Source organism: Salinivibrio siamensis, from assembly GCF_001996005.1.
Lineage (GTDB): Bacteria > Pseudomonadota > Gammaproteobacteria > Enterobacterales > Vibrionaceae > Salinivibrio > Salinivibrio siamensis.
In genome coordinates, this window is sequence record NZ_MUFB01000010.1 from 106,698 (window position 1) to 126,426 (window position 19,729).

Consider the following 19,729-nt stretch of genomic DNA (forward strand, 5'->3'; position numbering starts at 1 on the left):
TGGCGAATGCCAGCTTTTTTGTTGCGTGGCGTTTATCCCTGTATTGTGGAGACGCATTGGCAGCACAGATTGAACAAACCTGCAGCAAATGGGCTCTAATCAACCAATAAAACGTCTCTGATAGATGAAAGCGAAACGGCATTTGTCTACTATGGCGTTAATGTCCGAATAGCGCGTTTCGACGCGTGATGAGAGAAGAAAATGACCAAACTCAACCTGCTTTTGTTATGCGGCGGCGGCGGGGCAGAACATGATATTTCCCTCGTGTCTGCTCAGTATATTGAATCACAATTGGCTAAATTACCGCGCATTAAGGTGCACAAAGTTGAAATGACCCAAGACGGGTGGCGCCTTGATGATGGCATGCGCTGTCACCTCGATACAGATGGCAACCTGTGCAGTAAAGTAGAACACACGCAAATTCACTATGTCGTGCCTTGCCTTCATGGCTTCCCGGGCGAAACAGGCGATATTCAGTCATTACTGACGATCACTGGCCTTCCTTATTTAGGGTGTGACGCGGAAGGCAGCCAGATCTGTTTTAATAAAATAACGTCAAAGCTATGGTTTGATGCACTGGGCATCCCCAATACTCCCTATGTGTTTATCACCGACCAAGGCGAGCAGAGTCAAGCACGTGCCTCCGCGTTTTTAGCCGACCATCAGGCGGTGTTTGTGAAAGCGGCGAGCCAAGGCTCTAGTGTGGGTTGTTACCACGTAACGGATGCAGCGCAGCTACAAGCGCGGATTGCCGATGCATTCACCTTCTCGGACCAAGTATTGATCGAAAAAGCCATCAAGCCGCGTGAATTAGAAGTGGCGGCGTTTCAAGTCGGCGATGAAATAATCGTGACACGGCCTGGGGAAATCCGTTGCCCTGAAGGGAGCTTTTACACTTACGAAGAAAAGTATAGCGAGGGTAGCCACAGTAACACCTATATTGAGGCAGAAGATCTGACCGAAGAGCAGGTCGAGGCAATTCGTTCATACGCACATCAAGCATTCAAGCAACTACGTTTAAAAGATATGTCACGTATCGATTTCTTCTTAACGGAAGACAACGAAATCTTAGTTAACGAGATTAATACATTTCCCGGCATGACACCTATTTCTATGTTCCCCAAACTGGTGGAGCACCATGGCTTGGCATTCCATGAATATTTGGCATCTTGTATTAGCACGGCCACGGGTCGACGGGTTAATTGATTAATCGGTGAGCTTTTTGCGTCGGTAACGCGACTTGGCTTGCTCACTAGCTACCGTGTTACCGACATATTGCGCTGGCATGGCTGGGCTTTTCCAACGTCCCATATACTGAATTTGTTTAATGGACATTCCCTGTTTCGCCAGCGATCGGCTCGCTCCCACACGCGGTGACTGACCAGAGAAAGTGACCGACTCGTCTAAAAGTGTACTGGCTCTGCGGAACACGCGATAGATAGAGGAAGGGTCGAGAGGCGCTTCTCCTAGGTGACCATGTTTGTTGATTCGACGCAGTAGGGGACCTTGGCTGATCCCTGTTTTTTCGAGCCAGTCCATGAGCAGCGTTGCGACTGATTCAGACAGCGGCACGCGTTGCTCTTTCACCAAAATGAATGCTTGGCCTTCAGCGGTGACAAGGTCCTCCACCGACAGGGCGGCTAATTCACTTCGCTTTAATAATCCTTCATAACAAAGCGACCAAACCAAGCGGTCTCGAATATCCTTTAGGCGCTTAGAGCTTGCAAGCTGCTGATTTAAGCTAGCTAAGTGATAGGCTTGAAAAGGTGTGGCTTCGCGGCTTTCCGGTAATTTCTCTTGCAGAAGGCGCGCCATTGCGTACTTCACCTCTCGATGCTTGCTCGGGTCTTTAAATTGGTGAAGCTTGTGCACCAAACCGACGGTGATAACCATCCTACGAACGGCCGAAATCTTGCGCTGGTTCGCCGTTATTTCAGCAAAGCGGCGCAGTGTGGTGACGGCACAAGGAAGGGGCGTCACGTTTTGTTCTTGACAGAAAGCAACGAAAACGCGCCAGTCGTTGCGATAACTCAATAGCGAGTTTTTGCTGTAGGCGTTTTGTGTGATGGACGACCATTCTTCAATGCTTAATGCACCAGTGTTAAAGCGAGTTTGACTTGCTTCAATGTCACTTGGGTCTAATGGTAATAATTTCTTCATAATGCACTATAACTTTTTATTGCTAGCACTAATATATCAGACATCAGTGCAAATTGTTTGAAACATATCTCAATTTGCCTATTACTCGGTCTATCAGCGGCTTAGGCTTGATGAAATTGCTCGAACAACACGTGATAATAGTCTAAAAATGAAGAATGTTCGTAATCCATTGCATACATAGGTATCGGATTATTGTTCGCGAAAGGAGAGAGCCATGACTCGACGCCTTTTTCATCGCGGGTATGCGATTGAGAAAACCGAGGGCAGCGGAGACATTACAGAAGAATACCGCGCTAGGTTAGGTGGAAAGGTGATATCAGGCAGCCTACAAGCGGTGAAGAAATCAATTGAATGGTGGGCGGACACCAGTACTTTGGTTGATCCTGCGGATCTCGAGGAGGAAGATGTAGACGGCACCGGAACGCGCCAAGTCGAGGAATACAAGGGCTTTCGTATCATGAATGATAACCCTGATAAAGACAGCAAAGGCTGGTACATGATTGTGCGTGGTAATTTGATGAAAGGCTCGCTGCCTGCGCTCAAACAATTTATTGATAAAAATGCAGAGCAACTCCGTGCTTAATACGGATAGTCACCGAGTTGCTCATTCTATCACTGGCTGCTAAGTTGATTCAGCTTTGATATAGTGAGGTCAAACGCTTCAACGAGACAGAGTTATGTCTGACAATAATCATTTAGTTTACTCGACCGAAACGGGCAGAATTAAAGCCGAGCCAGAAAAGCCAAGCCGACCTAAAGGTGATGGCATCGTTCGTATTCAGCGACAAACAAAAGGGCGCAAAGGCAAAGGCGTCAGCCTGGTAACCGGGTTGGATCTCGATGATGGCGCGCTGAAACTGCTGGCCGCCGAGCTTAAAAAAGTGTGCGGGTGTGGTGGCGCAGTCAAAGAGGGCGTCATTGAAATCCAAGGGGACAAGCGTGATACCCTCAAGGCGCACCTAGAAAAGAAAGGCTATACGGTGAAACTGGCAGGTGGCTAGGTGTTAAAAACAACATCCTAATAGCAGTAAAAAAGGCAGCCCACGCTGCCTTTTTGTATTCCGCCTGATTTAAACTTGGCCTTCAGCATCAATCAAGGCATCAAAGCGCTCATTACCATGCAATGATTCAAAGTCCGCTTCTTCACGGGCGGCTTCGCGCAGCGACGCACTTTCTGCAACCGCCAGTTCTAAGTCAGACACTGCCTGATCTTCAGCCCCCAATCGCGCATAGGCGCACGCACGCTGGAAGAGGGCGTTGGCATTACGTTCATCCACTTCCAGTACGCGGTTACTGATGCTCAACGCCCAATGGTATTCACCCATTTCCATTGCCGCATCCGCTTTATGGGTGAGCGCCTCGAGGTCACCTGGGCGAATTTTCAGGATTTCATTGTAAATTTCCATTCGCTGCTCAGGCGTCTGCGAGTGTTGAGCGCGTAGCCATAAGTTATGGATCTCGTTGATACGCTCAATCTCTTTATTGTTTTCTGCAATAATGCGTGTTTTACGCTTCAAGTCCCGCTCCAAGGCTTGGAACTTGCGTTCATATTGCTCTGCAATCTCTGACAGTTGTTGATCGGCCAACTCTTTGGTATTGGTTTTTATATCGCGCAAAGACTGCCAACCAACCAATGCAATCAATGAGGCCGCACCGGCTATCAAATAAAAGAAGTAGGTCACCGTCACGTTGGCATAGTTCAATGACTTATCCGCTACGTCCAGCTCACGATCGGTAATTTCCGTCACCATTCGCTTTTCTAGCGCCTGGAAATCTGTTCTTAAGTTTCGGATTTCATCCAAAACGTATCTTTCCATCAACGGCTTATCGTAGATACTTTGCTCAGCATACGACGTCGGCTCTTTCGCCGCTTTGGTATGCTTGACATCGTTTTCATCTTCAGCAATAACACTGAAGCTTGCCAACGCCACGAGCAAACAAGCCCAAATGTGCGCTTTCATGGTTATCCTTATGTAACGAATCAGTTTAGAACTAGCGAGACTTTAGCAAACCTTCTGCAGACTAAAAAGGTTAACAGGTGGAATTCGCCGATAAGATGACTTTTCACAATCCGTCGCCCTACACGTGCCATGATTGATACGCTAAGCACAGCGCATACTCGCCTTGACAATAACCATACTGACAATCATATTGGATGTATATAAGTCAAATATTGCTGACATGGTGAGCGAAATGAACCAATCCATTTTAGATGCAGTCATGAACGCAGAGGGTATCGTCGAACCAAGCAAAATGGCCGCGTTCTTCCATACCAATTTGAAAGAAATCGCGTCTTTGTCTGGATTACCTTATTCCACGTTAAGCCGCACAGAGCGATACTCAACGATCAAGGCACAGCAACAACTGCGTAACTGCACAGAAGTGATCAACCGAATCCTTCCGTGGACGGGAAATGAATTTCATGCCTACGCATGGTATCGGAGCGAAGGGCTACCAGAGTTTGGCGGATTAACCGCRGAGCAACTGGTTAAACACGATCGAATGGACGCGCTGAGAGCCTACCTTAACCATACGAGCGAAGGCGGTTATGCGTAAAGAAAAGCTACAGGAATACCTATTTCGCTTTGAAGGTGCGGTATTTCGTGGCCATAACCCTCGCTGGTCATACGCGCCTAACAGTGGGGAAGGAGCAAGACGCAATGGTGGGCGCTTTAACCCCAAAGGCGTTGCCGCTCTGTACACCTCATTGTCTCAATCGGGTGCATGGGTAGAGGCTCAGCAGGGGTTTCGTTTTAAAGCTCAGCCTTTGACAATATGTCAGTATGATGTCGACTGTGACAATGTACTCGACCTGACCGATGAGACAGTGCTGCTAAACTGTGGCATCAAGCCCTCGACGCTAAGCTGTGCTTGGTTAGATCAAGTGACCCAGAGCCAAACTCCCGATAGTTGGCACTTATCGAAACAGCTTATCAGTGCAAAGGTCAACGCCATTATTGTGCCCAGTTTTGCGCGTGGCGCCACCCGAAGGATGAAAAACATGGTATTTTGGCGATGGAGTGATACGCCACCCAACATGGTTAAAGTGATCGATGACTTTGACGAGCTGACGCTTCAATGCGGTAAAAGTATAAGATAACGCAGATCTTTTTGGCTCATCACCGCGCGCTTGGAGCAGCTTAGGTCAAGCGGAGCATTTGAGCTGAGTTGATTAAAGAAAGTGGTGATTAGCTATTTTATGGTAAATATCGTTTATGGTGAATGATGGGCAAGCATGAATACACGTCGCTAAGTAGGGCGACAGTTGTCGTAATGGCGCATCAGCAGCGCTCTCTATATGATAAACAACAAACCTCGTTTTACTTCTGCACTCCCAAACTATATTTAACATAACATACATAATGCGTACTGAGGGTTTGTTTGTTAACATGCAATCGTGTCGATTACGCCATTGAGTAAATCTTCTCGACCTGACTGATTTCTTTTCCGTTCCAAATCATTTCTGCATGGAAGCATTGTATGACGTCGCTAACGACTTGTGGCGTAGACATCGCCCAACAGCTCCCTTTTTCATTTCGTACTGAGTTGTAGCGGATCCCTGTTAACGTATCATCTTGCCGAACCTGACGACCAAGCGCCTGTGCCGCGGAGTAATCAATAAGGTCGTAGATTGGATCGGTCATTGGCTTATCGCGCACATCAATCACTTTATCGTCATCAAATGTGAAACGAAGCGCCCTAAACACCAAGCGATCATAATGAAGCCCATTAACATCAGTCCAATAATTGCGCTGGTGATACATGACTTCCTTTAAAGCGGTTTGTTCGGTGTCGCCGATATACAGCATTCCAAAGCTGCCATCAGCGAAACGTGAACCATCACGATTAATGTGAGTAAAGGCAGCGACAGCATAGCTACGCCCACGCTCACAGTGGTACGGGATTTCTTCCGGCTTAATCAGGGATACATCGCCCACTTCATCGCGAATACGTGGATTCGTCAATGCTTGCAGTTGATACATCACCTCAAAGTCCTCAGGGTTGAGGACATCATCAAACAAGTCAATCGTCGGGTACTTAGACGGAATAAGCCTATATCCTACCGCTTCATTTTCTAGAGCATTCAGCATTTTATCCCCACTGACCGGAACGTAACGCGTCGACACGACAGAACACTTCGTAGAGGTCAGCAAACTTGCCGCTACTAATAATAGATAAAGGAGTCCGCCCTTCAAAGTAAGCGTTTTTGTTCTCCATAGACATGAACCCCTGAACGTTCTCTTGGTTATCGAAGATGATTCGAAGACTACCGTGGATGTTTGCGATGTAGCTTAAACGCTCAAGCTGATCATCATCCATAGATATCGTGTCTGGGTTAGCCTTGTACTTTTGGAACGTAGACCTTGGTATGCGAAGAATTCGTTGCATGTCTGCTCCGGYACATCCCCATCCTTCCATTATGTTTACAGCAGCCTTGAAGCCGACCTGAGCCATTCTCTTCTTGTCTGCCGCTTTTAGTGCTTGTGCTGCTGCCATATCATTCACCATTTCATGTTTGCATACTCTCATTGTGGACTCAATGTTTAATTTTGTCCACAATGAGACCGATAACCTTACACGGCTCGAGACATTTTTTCGTCTTGGATTGACCAAACCTCGCAAGCGTATCAACAACCTAAAGCATTCTTCTGATGTCGCCCTTTTGTATGCCTTGGCGCATTCAACAGCGACGCGTTATCACACCTCATCTCGCTTGGATTGATTGGCATGTCGATGTCCGATAAAGTGCTGATAATACGTCGTCAATGCGAGTGAGCTTTATGATAAAAACAGCTTTGGTGGGTTTTGGCTTTTCTGCCAATACATTTCATGTTCCTTTTCTGAGCGCAATCTCTGAGTTTGCTATCTCAGCTGTCGTGTCCAGTAAACCCGATCAGGTTGCACAACGGTTACCTAAAGCGGCCTGCTTTGATGATCTCAGCACCTTATTAGCACAACAAACCCCGGATTTGGTGGTGATCACCACACCCAACCATCTCCACTACCAACATGTTAAACAAGCATTAGAAGCCGGTTGTCATGTCTTAGTGGAAAAGCCTTTTGTCACCAATAGTCGTGATGGCCTTGAGCTGGCCGCGCTGGCTAAACAGAAAGGCTTAGTATTGTGCCCCTACCATAACCGCCGCTGGGATGGTGATTTTCTCACTCTGAAAGGCTTACATCTTGCAGGCGAGCTCGGTGACATCAAAGTCATGCACTCTAGCTTTAATCGCTACCGCCCAGAGGTGCGTCAACGGTGGCGAGAGCTACCAGGTGAAGGCGCTGGTATCTTGTATGATTTGGGCTCACATTTAATTGACCAAGCACTGCACTTATTAGGGGATCCGAATGCGGTTTCGGCCAGCTGCCGCGCACTCCGGCCAGGCAGTGAGACGACAGACTACTTTCAAGTCACCCTGCATTACCCAGACAAAGAGGTGGTTCTCTCCTCAAGTCCCTATCGATCTGGGACCACAGAGCGTTTTGTTGTTCATGGTGAAAAAGCGACCTTTAGTACGTTTGGTTTAGATATCCAAGAGGATCAACTACGCGCCGGTTTAATGGTCACCGTCTCCGGCTTCGGAGAACAAGCGTATCAGGGAATGCTTGAGATTGGTGACAGCGTCACACCTGATCCCTTGACCTTAGAAGATGGCCAATACCATCGACTATTCGACGGGTTAGCTCAGGCAATTACAAATGACCAACCCTCGCCTGTTTGCCCTATCTCCGCCAGCAAAGTTATCTATGCCATTGAGCTGGCACAAACAGCCTCTGATACGGGCAGTCGCCAACCCTGGCAGTTCCAAGCCTGATCCTCACCAATTGATGAATAAAGCTTAGCTACATTGACAGATGTGACTGAGCTTTTTTCGAACAACCACTAAAGTTATAGTGCATTATAATGCCAAAATGTAGCCCAGAACATGGCAGGGCTACAAAATTCGGCGCGTATTACGCGAGAGTAAACTGATACACCATCATCAATAGGAGCAACCAAAACACTGAAACACGCCACTTGATAAGTGCCATTAAACCTAGCGCTATCGGCAATAAATCAAGGGGTTGCGTATAGGCAGACACCCATACAGGTTGGTAAAGCGCGGCAGCGAGTAACCCCACGACACTGGCATTAATGAGGCTGATCGCACCGGCTAAACGAGGCTGCGTTTTCACCGCCTCCCAGATAGGTAAAACACCAAACATCAGCAACGCGCCAGGCAAGAAAATCGCGATAGTGGCAATAATACTGCCCCAAAGCGGTGACAAGCCATCAATACTGGCACCAAGGTAGCTCGCCATCGTGAACATAGGGCCAGGCACAAGCTGTGCCGCCGCATACCCTTCAATCAACGCAGAATCTGTGACAACGTCACCAACTATGGGCTCAAGTAAAGGTAGCACGACATGGCCACCACCAAACACAAAGCTCCCTGCCTGATAGAAAAGATTAAACACTTGTACCCAAAGTGTCTGGTTAAACAACCAAGGCACCGTTAGCAATAATAAAAACAGGCCAATAATAATGGCACTACGACGCCACGCAATAGACACGACAGTGTGGCTCTGCGGCGGTTTTGCAAACCCTATTGCGCCAATCATGCCGGCGACCAAAATGGGCAGAATTTGGTACAACACGCCTGAAGGCGTCAGTAACAACCACAATGCCGTTATAACTGCGACAGCGGCAGTCACCCACGAGCTGACAAACTTTTTACCCATCGACACCGTCGCATCAATGACGACCACCACCGCCAATAACTTCGCCGCACTGATGATCGTTGCCACCCAGTCTGCTGCCTGCGCGCCACTGTTTAGTACCGCCACTGCTGTCAATAAGGCAAAGGAAGGTAAGGTAAACGCCACAAATGCGCCGAACGCCCCCAGGTACCCTGCACGCTGATAGCCAATATACATGCCTAACTGGCTACTTCCCGGACCGGGTAAAAACTGACTGATTGCCAGACCCGAAGCAAATGTTTCTTCGCTTAACCATCGCTTATTTTTGACAAAAACCCGCTCAAAATAACCCACATGGGCGGCGGGCCCACCAAAGGACATACAGCCCAACAAAAAAAACTGTTTGATCAACTCAATCATTGCTCACCTCCTGCTAAGAGTGTATGCGAATAGAACAATGAACAAAAACAAGACATTTTGATTTAATGAATCGATTAAATTAATAGATAAACAAGGCATAGCACCGCATAATCGTGATGTGTAAGTTTACAACACAAACAAGAGTGAGTACTTACAACTCTAAAAGTTAAGTGTCTACTCAGAGAAACAATCATTACTTTTGCATATAAAACAATATTTTGTATGTTGTGATGATTATCGTGATAATGAAGGTAAGGTGATCATCTGTCGCTTACAAAGGCAAAAAGTCGTGCTCTCATAGAAGTGTCGATGTCACAACATATTCGCATTTAATAAAATAGATTCGAGGCAGCATAGATGACCACCCTAGACGAACATAATGCGTGACATTGTCACACACATTCCTGACAGCCGACGTTATGTGGTAGTCTCACCCTATTGATGAAACGGATGTGCGTAGAATGCTCGATTACCTTCAACAAATCGTTGTGCTAGCGGCTGTTGCGCAAGAGCAGCACTTTACTCGCGCAGCAGAAAAACTAGGAATTTCTAAGTCCCAGGTCAGTAAACAGGTTCGCTATTTAGAGGATCGGCTCGGTGTGCAGTTGGTGCAGCGCAACACGCGTTCCGTATCGCTTACCGAAGTAGGCAACAGATATGCAGAATACGGTAGCCAACTGATCGCCACGTTGGATGAAGCTGAGGCAATGGTGGCAGGCTATCGGAATGAAGTGACAGGAAAACTAAAAATTGGGGTCGCACAGTCGTTTGGCAATACATTAATGACGCGCCACTTCGCTAAATTCCGCCAAGCTTATCCCGCGCTTAATCTTAACATTAACCTTTTTGACCACCGCCCTAACCTCGTCGAGGAAGGCTATGATTGCTGGGTCGCGATCCATGAACATCCTCCTGAAGGCATGGTGGCGCGAAAGCTGGCTGATTGCCAATTTAAACTGGTCGCGGCACCCAGCTACCTAGAAGCGAGAGGCACACCACAACAACTGGGTGATTTGCGTCAGCACGATTGCATTACCTATCAAAGCCGTGAACGCCGCTATGATAAATGGCCGTTTGTAAAAGCGGGCATAGAGCAAGTGGTGCATGTTAGCGGACAGTACACAATAAATAACGCGCCCGCTGTGCTAGAGGCGGTAAAGGCGGGACTTGGCATTGCCTATTTAGCGACTTACCTTATCAACGAGGAAATAGAAAAAGGCGAGCTTATTGAGCTCATTCCTGAATGGAAGCCTTGTCTTGAGTTACCCATTTACATTGTTTACCCAAGACGCAAGCATCTCGCGCCCAAAGTGAGAGAGTTTGTCGACTTTATGCTGCAAGAAATTGGCGATCCCCCGACTTGGGATCGCCCTTAATCGTGACGCCGTCACTTATCACTACTCAGCAGTGAGACCGCTGGTTGGCGTATTGGAGGTTGGCACCGTCTTTGATTGGTTGAGTACCGGGTTTGCGTACATTTGGCGCAAGTAATCACGCGCCGCGTCGGGAGCCTGAGCAAGCTTTTGCTCATATAAGCGCTGCTCTGCTGGCGTGACACTGTCATGTTCTACCCCAGCGGCAATATAATTTGCGGGGTATAAACGGTATAACTGGTGGATTTGCGCATCAATTTTCGCGGCCATTGACTCGGGCGAGTCTTGTGACAACGTCACAGGCTCACCAAACGCCACGTGCACATGCCGTTTATCTCCGACAATCCCTTTCACAATGGTTTGAATGTCTTCAAACTCGCTTTTTTCGTAGGCGCCAAGGCGGTTGACCGCATCTAATTCAGTCGCTTTGTCCACATCACACGGATCATTTTGATAAGAGATAGCCACAGGCACCACATTCAGTGCCTCCATATAGGCATCAAACGCTTGCTTACGTTTTCGTCCTTCCATGAAGAACATTTTTAAGATCGCCGGATCCGTGACATCTTGACCGGTCTTTGCCCGCCCCTCACGCTGAGCAATCCAGATAGATTGCCCCTCATCCAGCGATAAGCGTAAATAGGAAGAAAGCTGTGATAGCGACTTCATCATTTCACGTGGTGCTTTGGCAGAGCGTTTGACGATAAAGCTTTTATTGAGCTTCATCAGCTCGGTCGCACACGGCTTACGCAATAAGTTATCACCAATGGCAATCCTCACGGTATCAAGCCCTTGCTGGTGCAAGCACCAGTTTACTAACGCGGGATCCATGGCAATATCTCGGTGATTCGAGACAAAGAGGTACGCTTTATTCGGATCCAACTTTTCTATGCCTGAAACCGTGACTTTGTCGCACGTTGTTTTAATCATCTTGCGCATGTAACTGGCAACATGCAGTTGAACATCCTGCACTGTTTTGATGTTGTTCCACTTTTTGGTTAGATACAATTTCAGCGCTGGCTTTAAAAGCCAACCAAGTGGGCCAGACGCATGTGGATAGCGATAAGACAAGATCGCATTAATGAACTCATCATCTTGGATGAGGCGCTGAATCGCACTGGGAACTTCGTCGTCGTGATAAGGACGAATCTCTTGATAGGGATCGTTAACTGTCTGCACTTTCTTCCATTATATCGAGTAAAAACCGCGCCATTCTACGCAGTCAACAAAGGATTCAAAGTGAACCCACCGAAATTTTACACAGGTTGGAGGTCAGACCTTCAAGCGGGTTAAGAGTTCCACTTGCCGTCCTTGACTTGACCTCGCCAACAAAAGTGCTCACCATTGCCGCCTTATTACATCGAGACACGGTTATGAAGAACACGAGCGAATACACTCTTTATCACACACCCTCATTGATATTCACCCCTCGAAAACGTCGCTACACAGCGAACCTGCTTTATGTTGAGGACGGTTTGGTGCTTGTTCGCTTAGGAAAAACAGATATCCCTGTCTATACCGGTCAGGGGTTCTGGCTACCTTTTGAGTGCCTTCACGCACTGACCATCACGCCCGATACCCGTTTACACCAATTGGCCGTATCACCACGCACACAACACCCTCTCCCTGAGCGCGTGGGGCATGTTGTTTTGCCTCCATTACTGACCGCTGGCTTGATAGAACTTGGCACGCCGACAGCACCCGTATTAACGGCACAGCAATCGCATCACATTCAAGCCGTGCTGCTTGACCAAATCATGCATCTGGCTCCGACGCAACAACTCGATGCGCCCACACAAGCGCTGGCAGATTGTGCGGCGTGCGCCCAAACAGGTCAGCCACCGGTGAACGCAGCGCAACACTACCAATTACAAGCACTCACCCAGCTAACCATTGAACAACTGCAAGAGTATTTTACTGTTCGACAACTCAGAGCGGCGATAAAGTCCGGTAAAACACCGCAGCGCGCGGCTGAGTCGGCCGGACTCTCCACAGCCGACGCTGACACCCTGTATACCCGCTATGCCTGTGTGTTTGAACGCTAAACGCGCGTGTTCTTGAAAACGCACCGATAGGCCGTTAGCGACAAAAGACCGTCTCGCTCAGCTGTGCTGCGATACTGGGTGTAGTGAGATCATCAATCGGTAAGCCTTGCGCCAGTCTTTCGCGAATATGTGTACTACGCACCACCACCGTCTCAGGCATCCCTAAGACTGACCAGCGAGAGAGTATTTGCGCACTATGCGCAAATTGGCCAAATTTGAGCAAATTATCAGGGCCAACGACGAACGTGAGTGCTGCATCAGGGTAATCGCGCTGTAACGCGGAAAGCAGCATGTATGTCGTGACAGCGTCACCTTTTTGCCCTAACGACGCCTCTCGCTGACACACGTGTAGATTCGGTAAGCGCAAATCATTAATCAATGCCTGTACCCACCCGCATCGTGTCTCGTAAGGTGCCATCATTTTGCCCCATGCGTGTTTATAACTTGGCACTAGCAGCACCTTGTCAAAATGACACAATTGCGCCAAAACAGACGCGTGACCTTGAGTGGGTGGATTAAATGCACTGCCAAATACGGCTATTTGCTCTGTCATTATACGCTCTTCGCCAAGTCATTCTCGCGTTTAGGGATTACGGGAGATGATGCCATGAATCTAACCAAAAGCCTAACCTGTCGCCATCAACGTGAGGAGATTCACTCGCGCTATACCCAAGCCAACAGAGATCATGCACAATAACCCCATAGCGTCTTCATTTACATCGTATGCCAGAGTGATTGAGAGGAACATAAGATGGAACACCAGATCCGCGAAGCCATGTGCGTTCAACCGAATATCGAGCCTGAAACAGAGATCCGTCGTCGCATCGCCTTTATCAAAACCATGTTGCAACGTTCAGGGACACGTAGCCTCGTGTTAGGTATCAGTGGTGGTGTCGATTCGTCGACATGTGGACGACTGGCACAGTTAGCCGTTGAAGAGCTTAACCAAGAAGCAAGCAACGACCACTATCAATTCATTGCGGTTAGGTTGCCCTATGGCGAACAAAAAGACGAAGACGAAGCGCAACTCGCACTGTCTTTTATTAAGCCGAGTAAAACCGTCACAGTAAACGTTAAGCCGGGTGTCGATGGTAACCACCAATCGGTTTTAGACGCGGTATCTGCCGTTGGCCTACTGCCCGATAGTGATAGCCGTATTGATTTTGCTAAAGGCAATGTCAAAGCACGCGCAAGAATGGTGGCACAGTATGAAATAGCAGGATTAACCCAAGGGCTGGTCATTGGTACCGATCATTCAGCTGAGAACATCACGGGTTTTTATACCAAGTTCGGCGATGGTGCGTGTGATCTTGCGCCGCTCTTTGGTTTAAGCAAGCGCCAGGTTCGTCAACTCGCGGCCACATTGGGGGCGCCAGACATCTTGGTGCATAAAACGCCCACCGCTGATTTAGAGGACTTATCACCGCAAAAAGCGGATGAAGATGCGCTACAGCTGACCTATGAGCAAATAGATGATTTTCTTGAGGGCAAGCCTGTCGATAACGCGGTTAAGGAGAAAATCATACAGGTTTACCAAGCCACACAGCACAAACGTCAACCGATTCCGACAATTTATGATCTCGATAACTGATTGATGAACTAAAGCATTAAGGAGAAAAGCGTGTCTGGCTTAGTCTGAGTCAAGAGATGGATGCGTGCAGTTGATGATCTGGGTGCCGGTCTGCTTGTTGGCCGGCATCAATCAAGCCATCAAGCTCACGCCAGAGGTGATCACATAACCCTGGCCGATACACCGCGACCCGGAAGCCTCCATGCTCGCGTTGATATTGTAAAAAACGCGGCGGACTGTGCTCACTACTGGCAATCACATTGGCTAAACGGTCACAGGTTTTTACCACTAATGCTAGCCACGCAGCTTCATCGCTCGGATCGAGCGCGATCAAACGCTGGTTCAATGCGCGCTTTCTCTCTTCCCGGCTTGGCCGTCGGGGATCCGTCACGAGCATGACAGCTCTGGCAACCGTTGGGCCGAAAAGTGCTGAGATCTCGTCAACACGTGTGGCGGTATCTTCCAAAATGTCATGCAATTGCGCCACAATGCGTGCTTGCTCACCAAAGGGCGCGGCAATGCGCTCAACATGATCAAGGTGACAACGATAAGGCTGGGCACCATAACGTTGCAGTGCGTGCCGCACCCTCGCCCACTCGCGCGCCTTTTCAAGCCGATTGCTCATCCGACACTCCTTTTACTGATCTCCTTTAAATAAATCAGGGATTGGCGGAATTGTAAATAAAAAGGCGATTTGTTTGCAGCTTGTCTCACTCTTCAGACGAAGATGCCTGCGCCGCTTGCGCTCTGATTTCATTAGCAACGTGCATAATGGCCTCGCCACTGCTCATCCCTTCTGCCATCAGTGCATGAATGCGCTCTGCCGCTTCTTGCTGTTGTTCATGGTTTAACGTGACGCCATCAAACATAGGGAACTCTCTTGGTGGTAAATCGTGATCAAAAAAGGCAGGCCATTTTAGGGCCTGCCTCATCATTTGTCATCATCAATAAAGGGCTAGAATGTGAATGCCAGCTGAGCCGATCCGCCATAACTGTCGCTATCAATAATACTGGCAGCAATATCGAAGTTGGCCACACCAAAGGGAGACAACCCTAAACCGAGCGTAAACGCATTGTCGACGTTATCTTCAAGATCCGCGCGATAACCGGTACGTAACTGCGCATGACCAAAGGCATCAAACTCTGCCCCAACCCGGAAAAACTGGGTGTCATCGTCCACATCCAGGGTACCTTTAAAGCCCTTTTTCTTGTTCAAATCCAAATCCGCCGCGAGGGTGACAAAGTCAGATACAAAGGCTGAACCCAGCGTGACTTGCGGCTCAAGTTCATAGGTGAAACTGTGACCGGTTCTCGCGCTGGTCACAGTATCGACATCTTGGCTAACAAGGTTTTTGCCTGCAAGCCCCACCCGATAAGGGCCGGACTGCCAGACGGCGCCAAGGTCCAGGTTAAACGTGTTTTCTTCTTCACGGTAGCGGCTATCATCCCAATCATCCGTATCGTAATCGTCAACCGCGACACCGTAATTATAGGTGGTAATTCTCTGTAGTTTCGGCGTCACGCCCACCGCCACTCGCTGACCCGCGAGCTCGAGGTTAGTGGCCAACGCGACCCCTAACTCACCAATACCCGCGGCAATAATGGTCGCAGTTGAATTGGGGTTGGAAGTGACACCAAAATCACTGGTGTCGATATCAGGTAACACCGCGCCTTCAATCAACCCTGAGGTATAAAGGGTGGCCGAGACAGAGCCAGTAGGAATGCCGACTGCGGCACCGACGCCTGCATCGAGATACGCTTTATCGCCTTGCACCGCTCTCAATGATTGTTCAATTTGATTGGCATCATTGGTATCAAACGCATCCGCTACATCATCAAGCCCATCAACCAGCTCATCAGGGTCACGCACCTCAGCGCCAAGATAAGGCACGAGAACACCAAACGCGCTGTCAGGGTCAAGCGCCGCCAAAGCAGGATTATGAAAGCCAGCAGAGAGGTAGTCGCCCGATGCGACACCCACCCCGCCCATCGCATTGCCGCGCGCATCGGTGGGATTGGTTGCAGCCATCGCACTGGCAGAGCACGTGGCTAACGCTAGAACAAGTGCTTTCGTTTTAAAAGTCATTGAGCGGCCTCTATATTGTTTGTCTCGCTACTAAAAGCAAGAATAGAGGCAAAACCCAATGGGTGGAGAGCGTTCACTAAAACCTGTGAGCTTTATCAAACTACGACACATCTAAACGTCGCTTTACTGATTATCAGCCTCAGGCGCAATCGCCTCAAGTGAGCCGGGGTCCAAGTCCGGCAGATCAATCGCACGCCCGATGCGCTGTACTTCTTCTATCGATAACGCGCCTTGCCAGCGACGCTCAATCAAGGCAACACTGAACCAATACTGTCCATTGGGTACATCCAGCATGGGCAACTGAGTCGGGAGTCGTTTGTGCTTCTCTGCCGACCAAATCGGTGCGCCATCAGTTTGGTTTTGCGGATAAAGATTAAGCGTCAAAAAAGGACGCTGGCAGGTTGAGTTAAAATCATCAAAAGGCGCAATGTGCCAACTGCGGGTGTCTTTCCAGCTCAGCGTTTGACGCGGCTGAGGTTGTGTCAGCAATAACCAACTAGACCATGTCTCTCCCGCCACTGACTCAGCGGTTAACTGGTAAAGCCCTTCAGAAACCGGCTCTGATAGCCCATCTTTCACAAGGCGCCAGCGATGTTGTTGCTCTGTCGATAAATCGTCACTGATGACGGTTTCGTCCGGCCATTTTTTCAGTGTAAACGCCTCAACGCCAGGCTGCGACTCTCCCGCCACTTGGACGCGGTAGTAAACGCGACTGGTAGTCTGCACCGTTTCTCGACGAATGGAGACATTATTCAGCCAATCCGGCAACGTCTGACGACTCAAACTACGGCCACAATCTTCAGTAATGGCCAGTGCCAATAACTGAGCCAGATGATCCTGACGCGACGCTGAAAGACTGGGCTGTTGCCACGCCTCAATCATCGATTCGACACTGGCCGCGGTTTTCCCCTCTAACAGGCGCTGATGGGCACTGGTTAATGCATCATTGCCATCAAACCATGCTGCATGCACACCACTTGCAGTCAAAATCGTCAGTAATGTTCCAGAAACAACCCACTTTTTCATCATGCTTTCATACGGTAGCCAACGCCACGCAAGGTTTCGATATTGACCGAAGGTAGCTTTTGCCGCAGCTGTAATATGTGCGTATCGACGGTGCGAGTTGTAGGGTAATGGTTGTAGCCCCACACTTGATCCAATAGTTCATCACGCGTAAATACCCGTCCCGCATTCTTGGCCAAAAAGTGTAAAAGGTCGAACTCAGTTCGTGTCAAAGTCATCTCTTCTTCGCCACAAAATACCGCTCGGCTCGCGGTATCAATACGCACATCATTGATAATGAGGTCATCGCTCGAGACTTCCACCTCACCCACGGGATGGCGAAGGTGCACACGCACGCGCGCAAGCAACTCGGCCTCCGCAAAGGGTTTGGTGATATAGTCTGTGGCGCCGGAGTCCAGGCCGCCTACACGATCGCGCACCGAGACCATGGCCGTCAGTAAAATCACAGGAATGGTTTTAAGCTTATTCCAATCCGCTAGCCACTCAATGGAGTCGCCTTCTGGCAATTGGCGATCGAGGATCACGAGATCGGCATCTCTCCATAATTCGGCCACTTTTGTCGCATTTTCTGCATATAAGCAGCGGTAGCCTGCTTGTTCCAAGCTTGCCAGTAAACCATCAGCCAGGTTGGCATCATCTTCAACCAGAAGTAACGTCGCTTGCGTCACAATGAATCTCCAAAGTAAATGTGGTGGGTGGGCCAGATAAAATTAACTTCCCTCCCATTCGCTCAATCATGGATTCTACAATCGTCAGCCCCAGTCCAAGTCCACTTTGGCTGACAAAAGGTTTACGTATGTGTTTCCAGTCCTTGGCCGTGAGTTCCCCTTGATCGCGTATCGCGATCGTAAAACGATCCTCAGACACGTGAGCATGAACATCGACGGGTGCAACGCCATATTTGACCGCATTAGCAATCAAATTGTTCAACGATGTTGCTAACCAATAAACATTCGCTCGCACGGCACCATCTTGGCTTACGTGTAACGTAACTTGGTGCTCGTCGCAAATATAACCCAACCACTCTTCAACAGAAGGGATCGTCTCTTTACTGAGAGGTTTCTGGTTGGATTGTAAATAATCTTTACTTGCCTCTGCCAATTGTTTTAGGCGTCGCGAATCCTCGCAAAGCCGGCGGAACTCCTCATAAAAATCATCGGGTAAACTATCAAATTTGCGCCGAAAGCCCTCCACTGTCATGGAGAGGCTCGCAATCGGCGTGCGCAGTTCATGGGTGAGAATTTGCAACACCAGCATACGCTCTTGCATCAACCGGCGCTGCACCGTCCAACGGTTAAACGCCCAACCRCCCAGTGCMACRAGGTTGATAAYRATTAATGYTCCRACCAAGTAGGGCCAATAACTGGGCGCTTTTTCYTCRTTCCAACAAATGTTGCCCACYCGCGCCAAACAGAARTCTTGCTCYCCWCGAGGGGTGATCCTTAAATCAAACTCGGCCAGTAATGGCTGCCATTGCGAGGCTTGGTATAAATGGTAATAACTGCCAACGCGCACCCACATCTCATTCTGACTGATTAACGATTTAGCGCCGCTGTTTAAGGCATCAACGGCATTAGACTCCATCCGCTGCAATCGTCCCAACAAGCTGTCTGGTTCTGCTTGAGGCCGCTCTTGAATATGAAAAAAACGCATTAGTTCGCTGCGCCGCTCAGGAAATTGCTCTGCATATTTTGCCGCGTAACTTCCCCCACCGGGATGAATAAAGCCAGACCGAGAGAACCATGCCACCGGAAGCTGAGTGTTATTACACATCGCTCGCGTGAACACCAACGGCTCTGTCACCTTTGGATTGACCGGCCACGGGCCTTGGCATTTTTGTGCAGCTTGATAAAGGCGGCGAATATCTTTTAAAGGATAATTAGCGCTCTGCGGCAACAAGCTATCGGGGCTAAGCAGCACACGAGGGAACGCACGGTTAATACCAATCAGGTTATAGCGTGCAACGGGATCGGCAAGCAATAACTGCGCACGAAAGGCAGTCATCTGTTCCGAGAACGTGCTCGCGGCCAAGGTTGGCCAGCCAGTCAATGTGAGAATGAGTAGCAGCAGAATTCGCATGATCGCAAGCTTACCATCAATTTTTATCAAAATGTCAGTGCCGTGTAAGTTCCAAGGCAGCGCCCGGCACTCTCCGTCACGCCAAAAGACGTGGCGAAAAAAAAGAGCCAGTCGAAACTGGCTCAGACTGCTGACAAAGGTCTAGCTTTCGAGCTAGACCTTTGATCTAATAGGAGTGTCGCAATAGGGATGCTCCGGTATGCTTCAAGAACCTTCTCCACACCAATATGAACTTGAAATGGTGACGATGGAACAACTTGTTCCCAAAGACCATCTTGTTCGTAAAATCGAC

The 19,729-nt window shown here is 48.9% G+C and carries 22 protein-coding genes; 9 read left to right on the forward strand and 13 right to left on the reverse strand.

Annotated features, from left to right (window positions below):
- Positions 1-201 precede the first annotated feature (201 nt).
- Positions 202-1,206 carry a D-alanine--D-alanine ligase gene (locus BZG73_RS07210; RefSeq protein WP_077667966.1) on the forward strand — a complete coding sequence of 335 codons (1,005 nt, stop codon included), beginning with the start codon at positions 202-204 and terminating at the stop codon, positions 1,204-1,206.
- Here BZG73_RS07210 and BZG73_RS07215 read toward each other — a convergent pair whose 3' ends face one another.
- Complete coding sequence (locus tag BZG73_RS07215) at positions 1,207-2,160, reverse strand: tyrosine-type recombinase/integrase (protein ID WP_077667967.1); 954 nt, start codon at positions 2,158-2,160, stop codon at positions 1,207-1,209.
- 214 nt (positions 2,161-2,374) lie between these two features.
- Between BZG73_RS07215 and BZG73_RS07220 the strand changes: the two genes are divergently transcribed.
- Both BZG73_RS07220 and yciH read left to right on the forward strand, forming a co-directional pair.
- Complete coding sequence (locus BZG73_RS07220; RefSeq protein WP_046075839.1) at positions 2,375-2,743, forward strand: DUF3319 domain-containing protein; 369 nt, start codon at positions 2,375-2,377, stop codon at positions 2,741-2,743.
- Positions 2,744-2,837: 94 nt separating this feature from the next.
- On the forward strand, positions 2,838-3,161 hold the full coding sequence (gene yciH / locus BZG73_RS07225; protein WP_077667968.1) for a stress response translation initiation inhibitor YciH: 324 nt from the start codon (positions 2,838-2,840) through the stop codon (positions 3,159-3,161).
- A gap of 69 nt (positions 3,162-3,230) precedes the next feature.
- Here yciH and BZG73_RS07230 read toward each other — a convergent pair whose 3' ends face one another.
- Positions 3,231-4,121, reverse strand: a complete 891-nt coding sequence (locus BZG73_RS07230; protein WP_077579138.1) for a TPR end-of-group domain-containing protein — start codon at positions 4,119-4,121, stop codon at positions 3,231-3,233.
- Between the two features lie 232 nt (positions 4,122-4,353).
- Between BZG73_RS07230 and BZG73_RS07235 the strand changes: the two genes are divergently transcribed.
- Positions 4,354-4,716 (forward strand): hypothetical protein, encoded by a 363-nt coding sequence (locus BZG73_RS07235; protein ID WP_046075841.1) that lies wholly within the window; start codon positions 4,354-4,356, stop codon positions 4,714-4,716.
- Positions 4,709-5,260: an RES family NAD+ phosphorylase gene (locus BZG73_RS07240; RefSeq protein WP_077667969.1), complete on the forward strand. Its 552-nt coding sequence runs from the start codon at positions 4,709-4,711 to the stop codon at positions 5,258-5,260. The genes BZG73_RS07235 and BZG73_RS07240 overlap by 8 nt, the downstream gene beginning before the upstream one ends.
- Positions 5,261-5,564: 304 nt before the next feature.
- Here the strand turns inward: BZG73_RS07240 and BZG73_RS07245 are convergent, their stop codons facing one another.
- Positions 5,565-6,287 carry an RES family NAD+ phosphorylase gene (locus tag BZG73_RS07245; RefSeq protein WP_235606033.1) on the reverse strand — a complete coding sequence of 241 codons (723 nt, stop codon included), beginning with the start codon at positions 6,285-6,287 and terminating at the stop codon, positions 5,565-5,567.
- On the reverse strand, positions 6,253-6,657 hold the full coding sequence (locus tag BZG73_RS07250) for an antitoxin Xre-like helix-turn-helix domain-containing protein (protein WP_077667987.1): 405 nt from the start codon (positions 6,655-6,657) through the stop codon (positions 6,253-6,255). The genes BZG73_RS07245 and BZG73_RS07250 overlap by 35 nt, the downstream gene beginning before the upstream one ends.
- A gap of 284 nt (positions 6,658-6,941) precedes the next feature.
- On the opposite strand from BZG73_RS07250, the gene BZG73_RS07260 reads away from it, so the two are divergent.
- Positions 6,942-7,976, forward strand: a complete 1,035-nt coding sequence (locus tag BZG73_RS07260; protein ID WP_077667972.1) for a Gfo/Idh/MocA family oxidoreductase — start codon at positions 6,942-6,944, stop codon at positions 7,974-7,976.
- 139 nt (positions 7,977-8,115) lie between these two features.
- On the opposite strand, the gene chrA is transcribed toward BZG73_RS07260, so the two are convergent.
- Positions 8,116-9,261, reverse strand: a complete 1,146-nt coding sequence (gene chrA / locus BZG73_RS07265; RefSeq protein ID WP_077667973.1) for a chromate efflux transporter — start codon at positions 9,259-9,261, stop codon at positions 8,116-8,118.
- Positions 9,262-9,722: 461 nt separating this feature from the next.
- Here chrA and BZG73_RS07270 point away from each other — a divergent pair, with 461 nt between their 5' ends.
- The gene (locus BZG73_RS07270) at positions 9,723-10,637 is read left to right on the forward strand and encodes a LysR family transcriptional regulator (RefSeq protein ID WP_046075863.1); all 915 of its coding nucleotides are present in this window, start codon (positions 9,723-9,725) and stop codon (positions 10,635-10,637) included.
- A 21-nt stretch (positions 10,638-10,658) separates the two neighbouring features.
- Here the strand turns inward: BZG73_RS07270 and BZG73_RS07275 are convergent, their stop codons facing one another.
- On the reverse strand, positions 10,659-11,813 hold the full coding sequence (locus tag BZG73_RS07275; RefSeq protein ID WP_077667974.1) for a lysophospholipid acyltransferase family protein: 1,155 nt from the start codon (positions 11,811-11,813) through the stop codon (positions 10,659-10,661).
- Positions 11,814-12,007: 194 nt separating this feature from the next.
- Between BZG73_RS07275 and BZG73_RS07280 the strand changes: the two genes are divergently transcribed.
- Positions 12,008-12,679 (forward strand): cupin domain-containing protein, encoded by a 672-nt coding sequence (locus tag BZG73_RS07280; RefSeq protein WP_077667975.1) that lies wholly within the window; start codon positions 12,008-12,010, stop codon positions 12,677-12,679.
- Positions 12,680-12,713: 34 nt separating this feature from the next.
- Here BZG73_RS07280 and BZG73_RS07285 read toward each other — a convergent pair whose 3' ends face one another.
- Positions 12,714-13,232, reverse strand: a complete 519-nt coding sequence (locus BZG73_RS07285; protein ID WP_046075865.1) for a nicotinate-nicotinamide nucleotide adenylyltransferase — start codon at positions 13,230-13,232, stop codon at positions 12,714-12,716.
- Positions 13,233-13,430: 198 nt separating this feature from the next.
- Between BZG73_RS07285 and nadE the strand changes: the two genes are divergently transcribed.
- The gene (gene nadE, locus BZG73_RS07290; RefSeq protein ID WP_046075866.1) at positions 13,431-14,270 is read left to right on the forward strand and encodes an ammonia-dependent NAD(+) synthetase; all 840 of its coding nucleotides are present in this window, start codon (positions 13,431-13,433) and stop codon (positions 14,268-14,270) included.
- 49 nt (positions 14,271-14,319) lie between these two features.
- On the opposite strand, the gene BZG73_RS07295 is transcribed toward nadE, so the two are convergent.
- From BZG73_RS07295 to BZG73_RS07320, 6 genes are all read right to left on the reverse strand, one after another.
- On the reverse strand, positions 14,320-14,874 hold the full coding sequence (locus BZG73_RS07295) for an HD domain-containing protein (RefSeq protein ID WP_046075867.1): 555 nt from the start codon (positions 14,872-14,874) through the stop codon (positions 14,320-14,322).
- Between the two features lie 85 nt (positions 14,875-14,959).
- Complete coding sequence (locus BZG73_RS07300) at positions 14,960-15,118, reverse strand: YoaH family protein (RefSeq protein ID WP_077579155.1); 159 nt, start codon at positions 15,116-15,118, stop codon at positions 14,960-14,962.
- Between the two features lie 86 nt (positions 15,119-15,204).
- Positions 15,205-16,335, reverse strand: coding sequence for a conjugal transfer protein TraF (gene traF, locus BZG73_RS07305; protein ID WP_077667976.1), 1,131 nt, complete (start codon positions 16,333-16,335; stop codon positions 15,205-15,207).
- A gap of 123 nt (positions 16,336-16,458) precedes the next feature.
- Entirely contained in the window at positions 16,459-17,364 is a 906-nt protein-coding gene (locus BZG73_RS07310) for a DUF2861 family protein (protein ID WP_231637471.1), read from the reverse strand.
- On the reverse strand, positions 17,361-18,026 hold the full coding sequence (locus BZG73_RS07315; RefSeq protein WP_046075870.1) for a response regulator transcription factor: 666 nt from the start codon (positions 18,024-18,026) through the stop codon (positions 17,361-17,363). Before BZG73_RS07315 ends, BZG73_RS07310 begins: the two co-directional genes overlap by 4 nt.
- Positions 17,998-19,437 (reverse strand): ATP-binding protein, encoded by a 1,440-nt coding sequence (locus BZG73_RS07320; protein WP_077667988.1) that lies wholly within the window; start codon positions 19,435-19,437, stop codon positions 17,998-18,000. Before BZG73_RS07320 ends, BZG73_RS07315 begins: the two co-directional genes overlap by 29 nt.
- Positions 19,438-19,729: the final 292 nt, after the last annotated feature.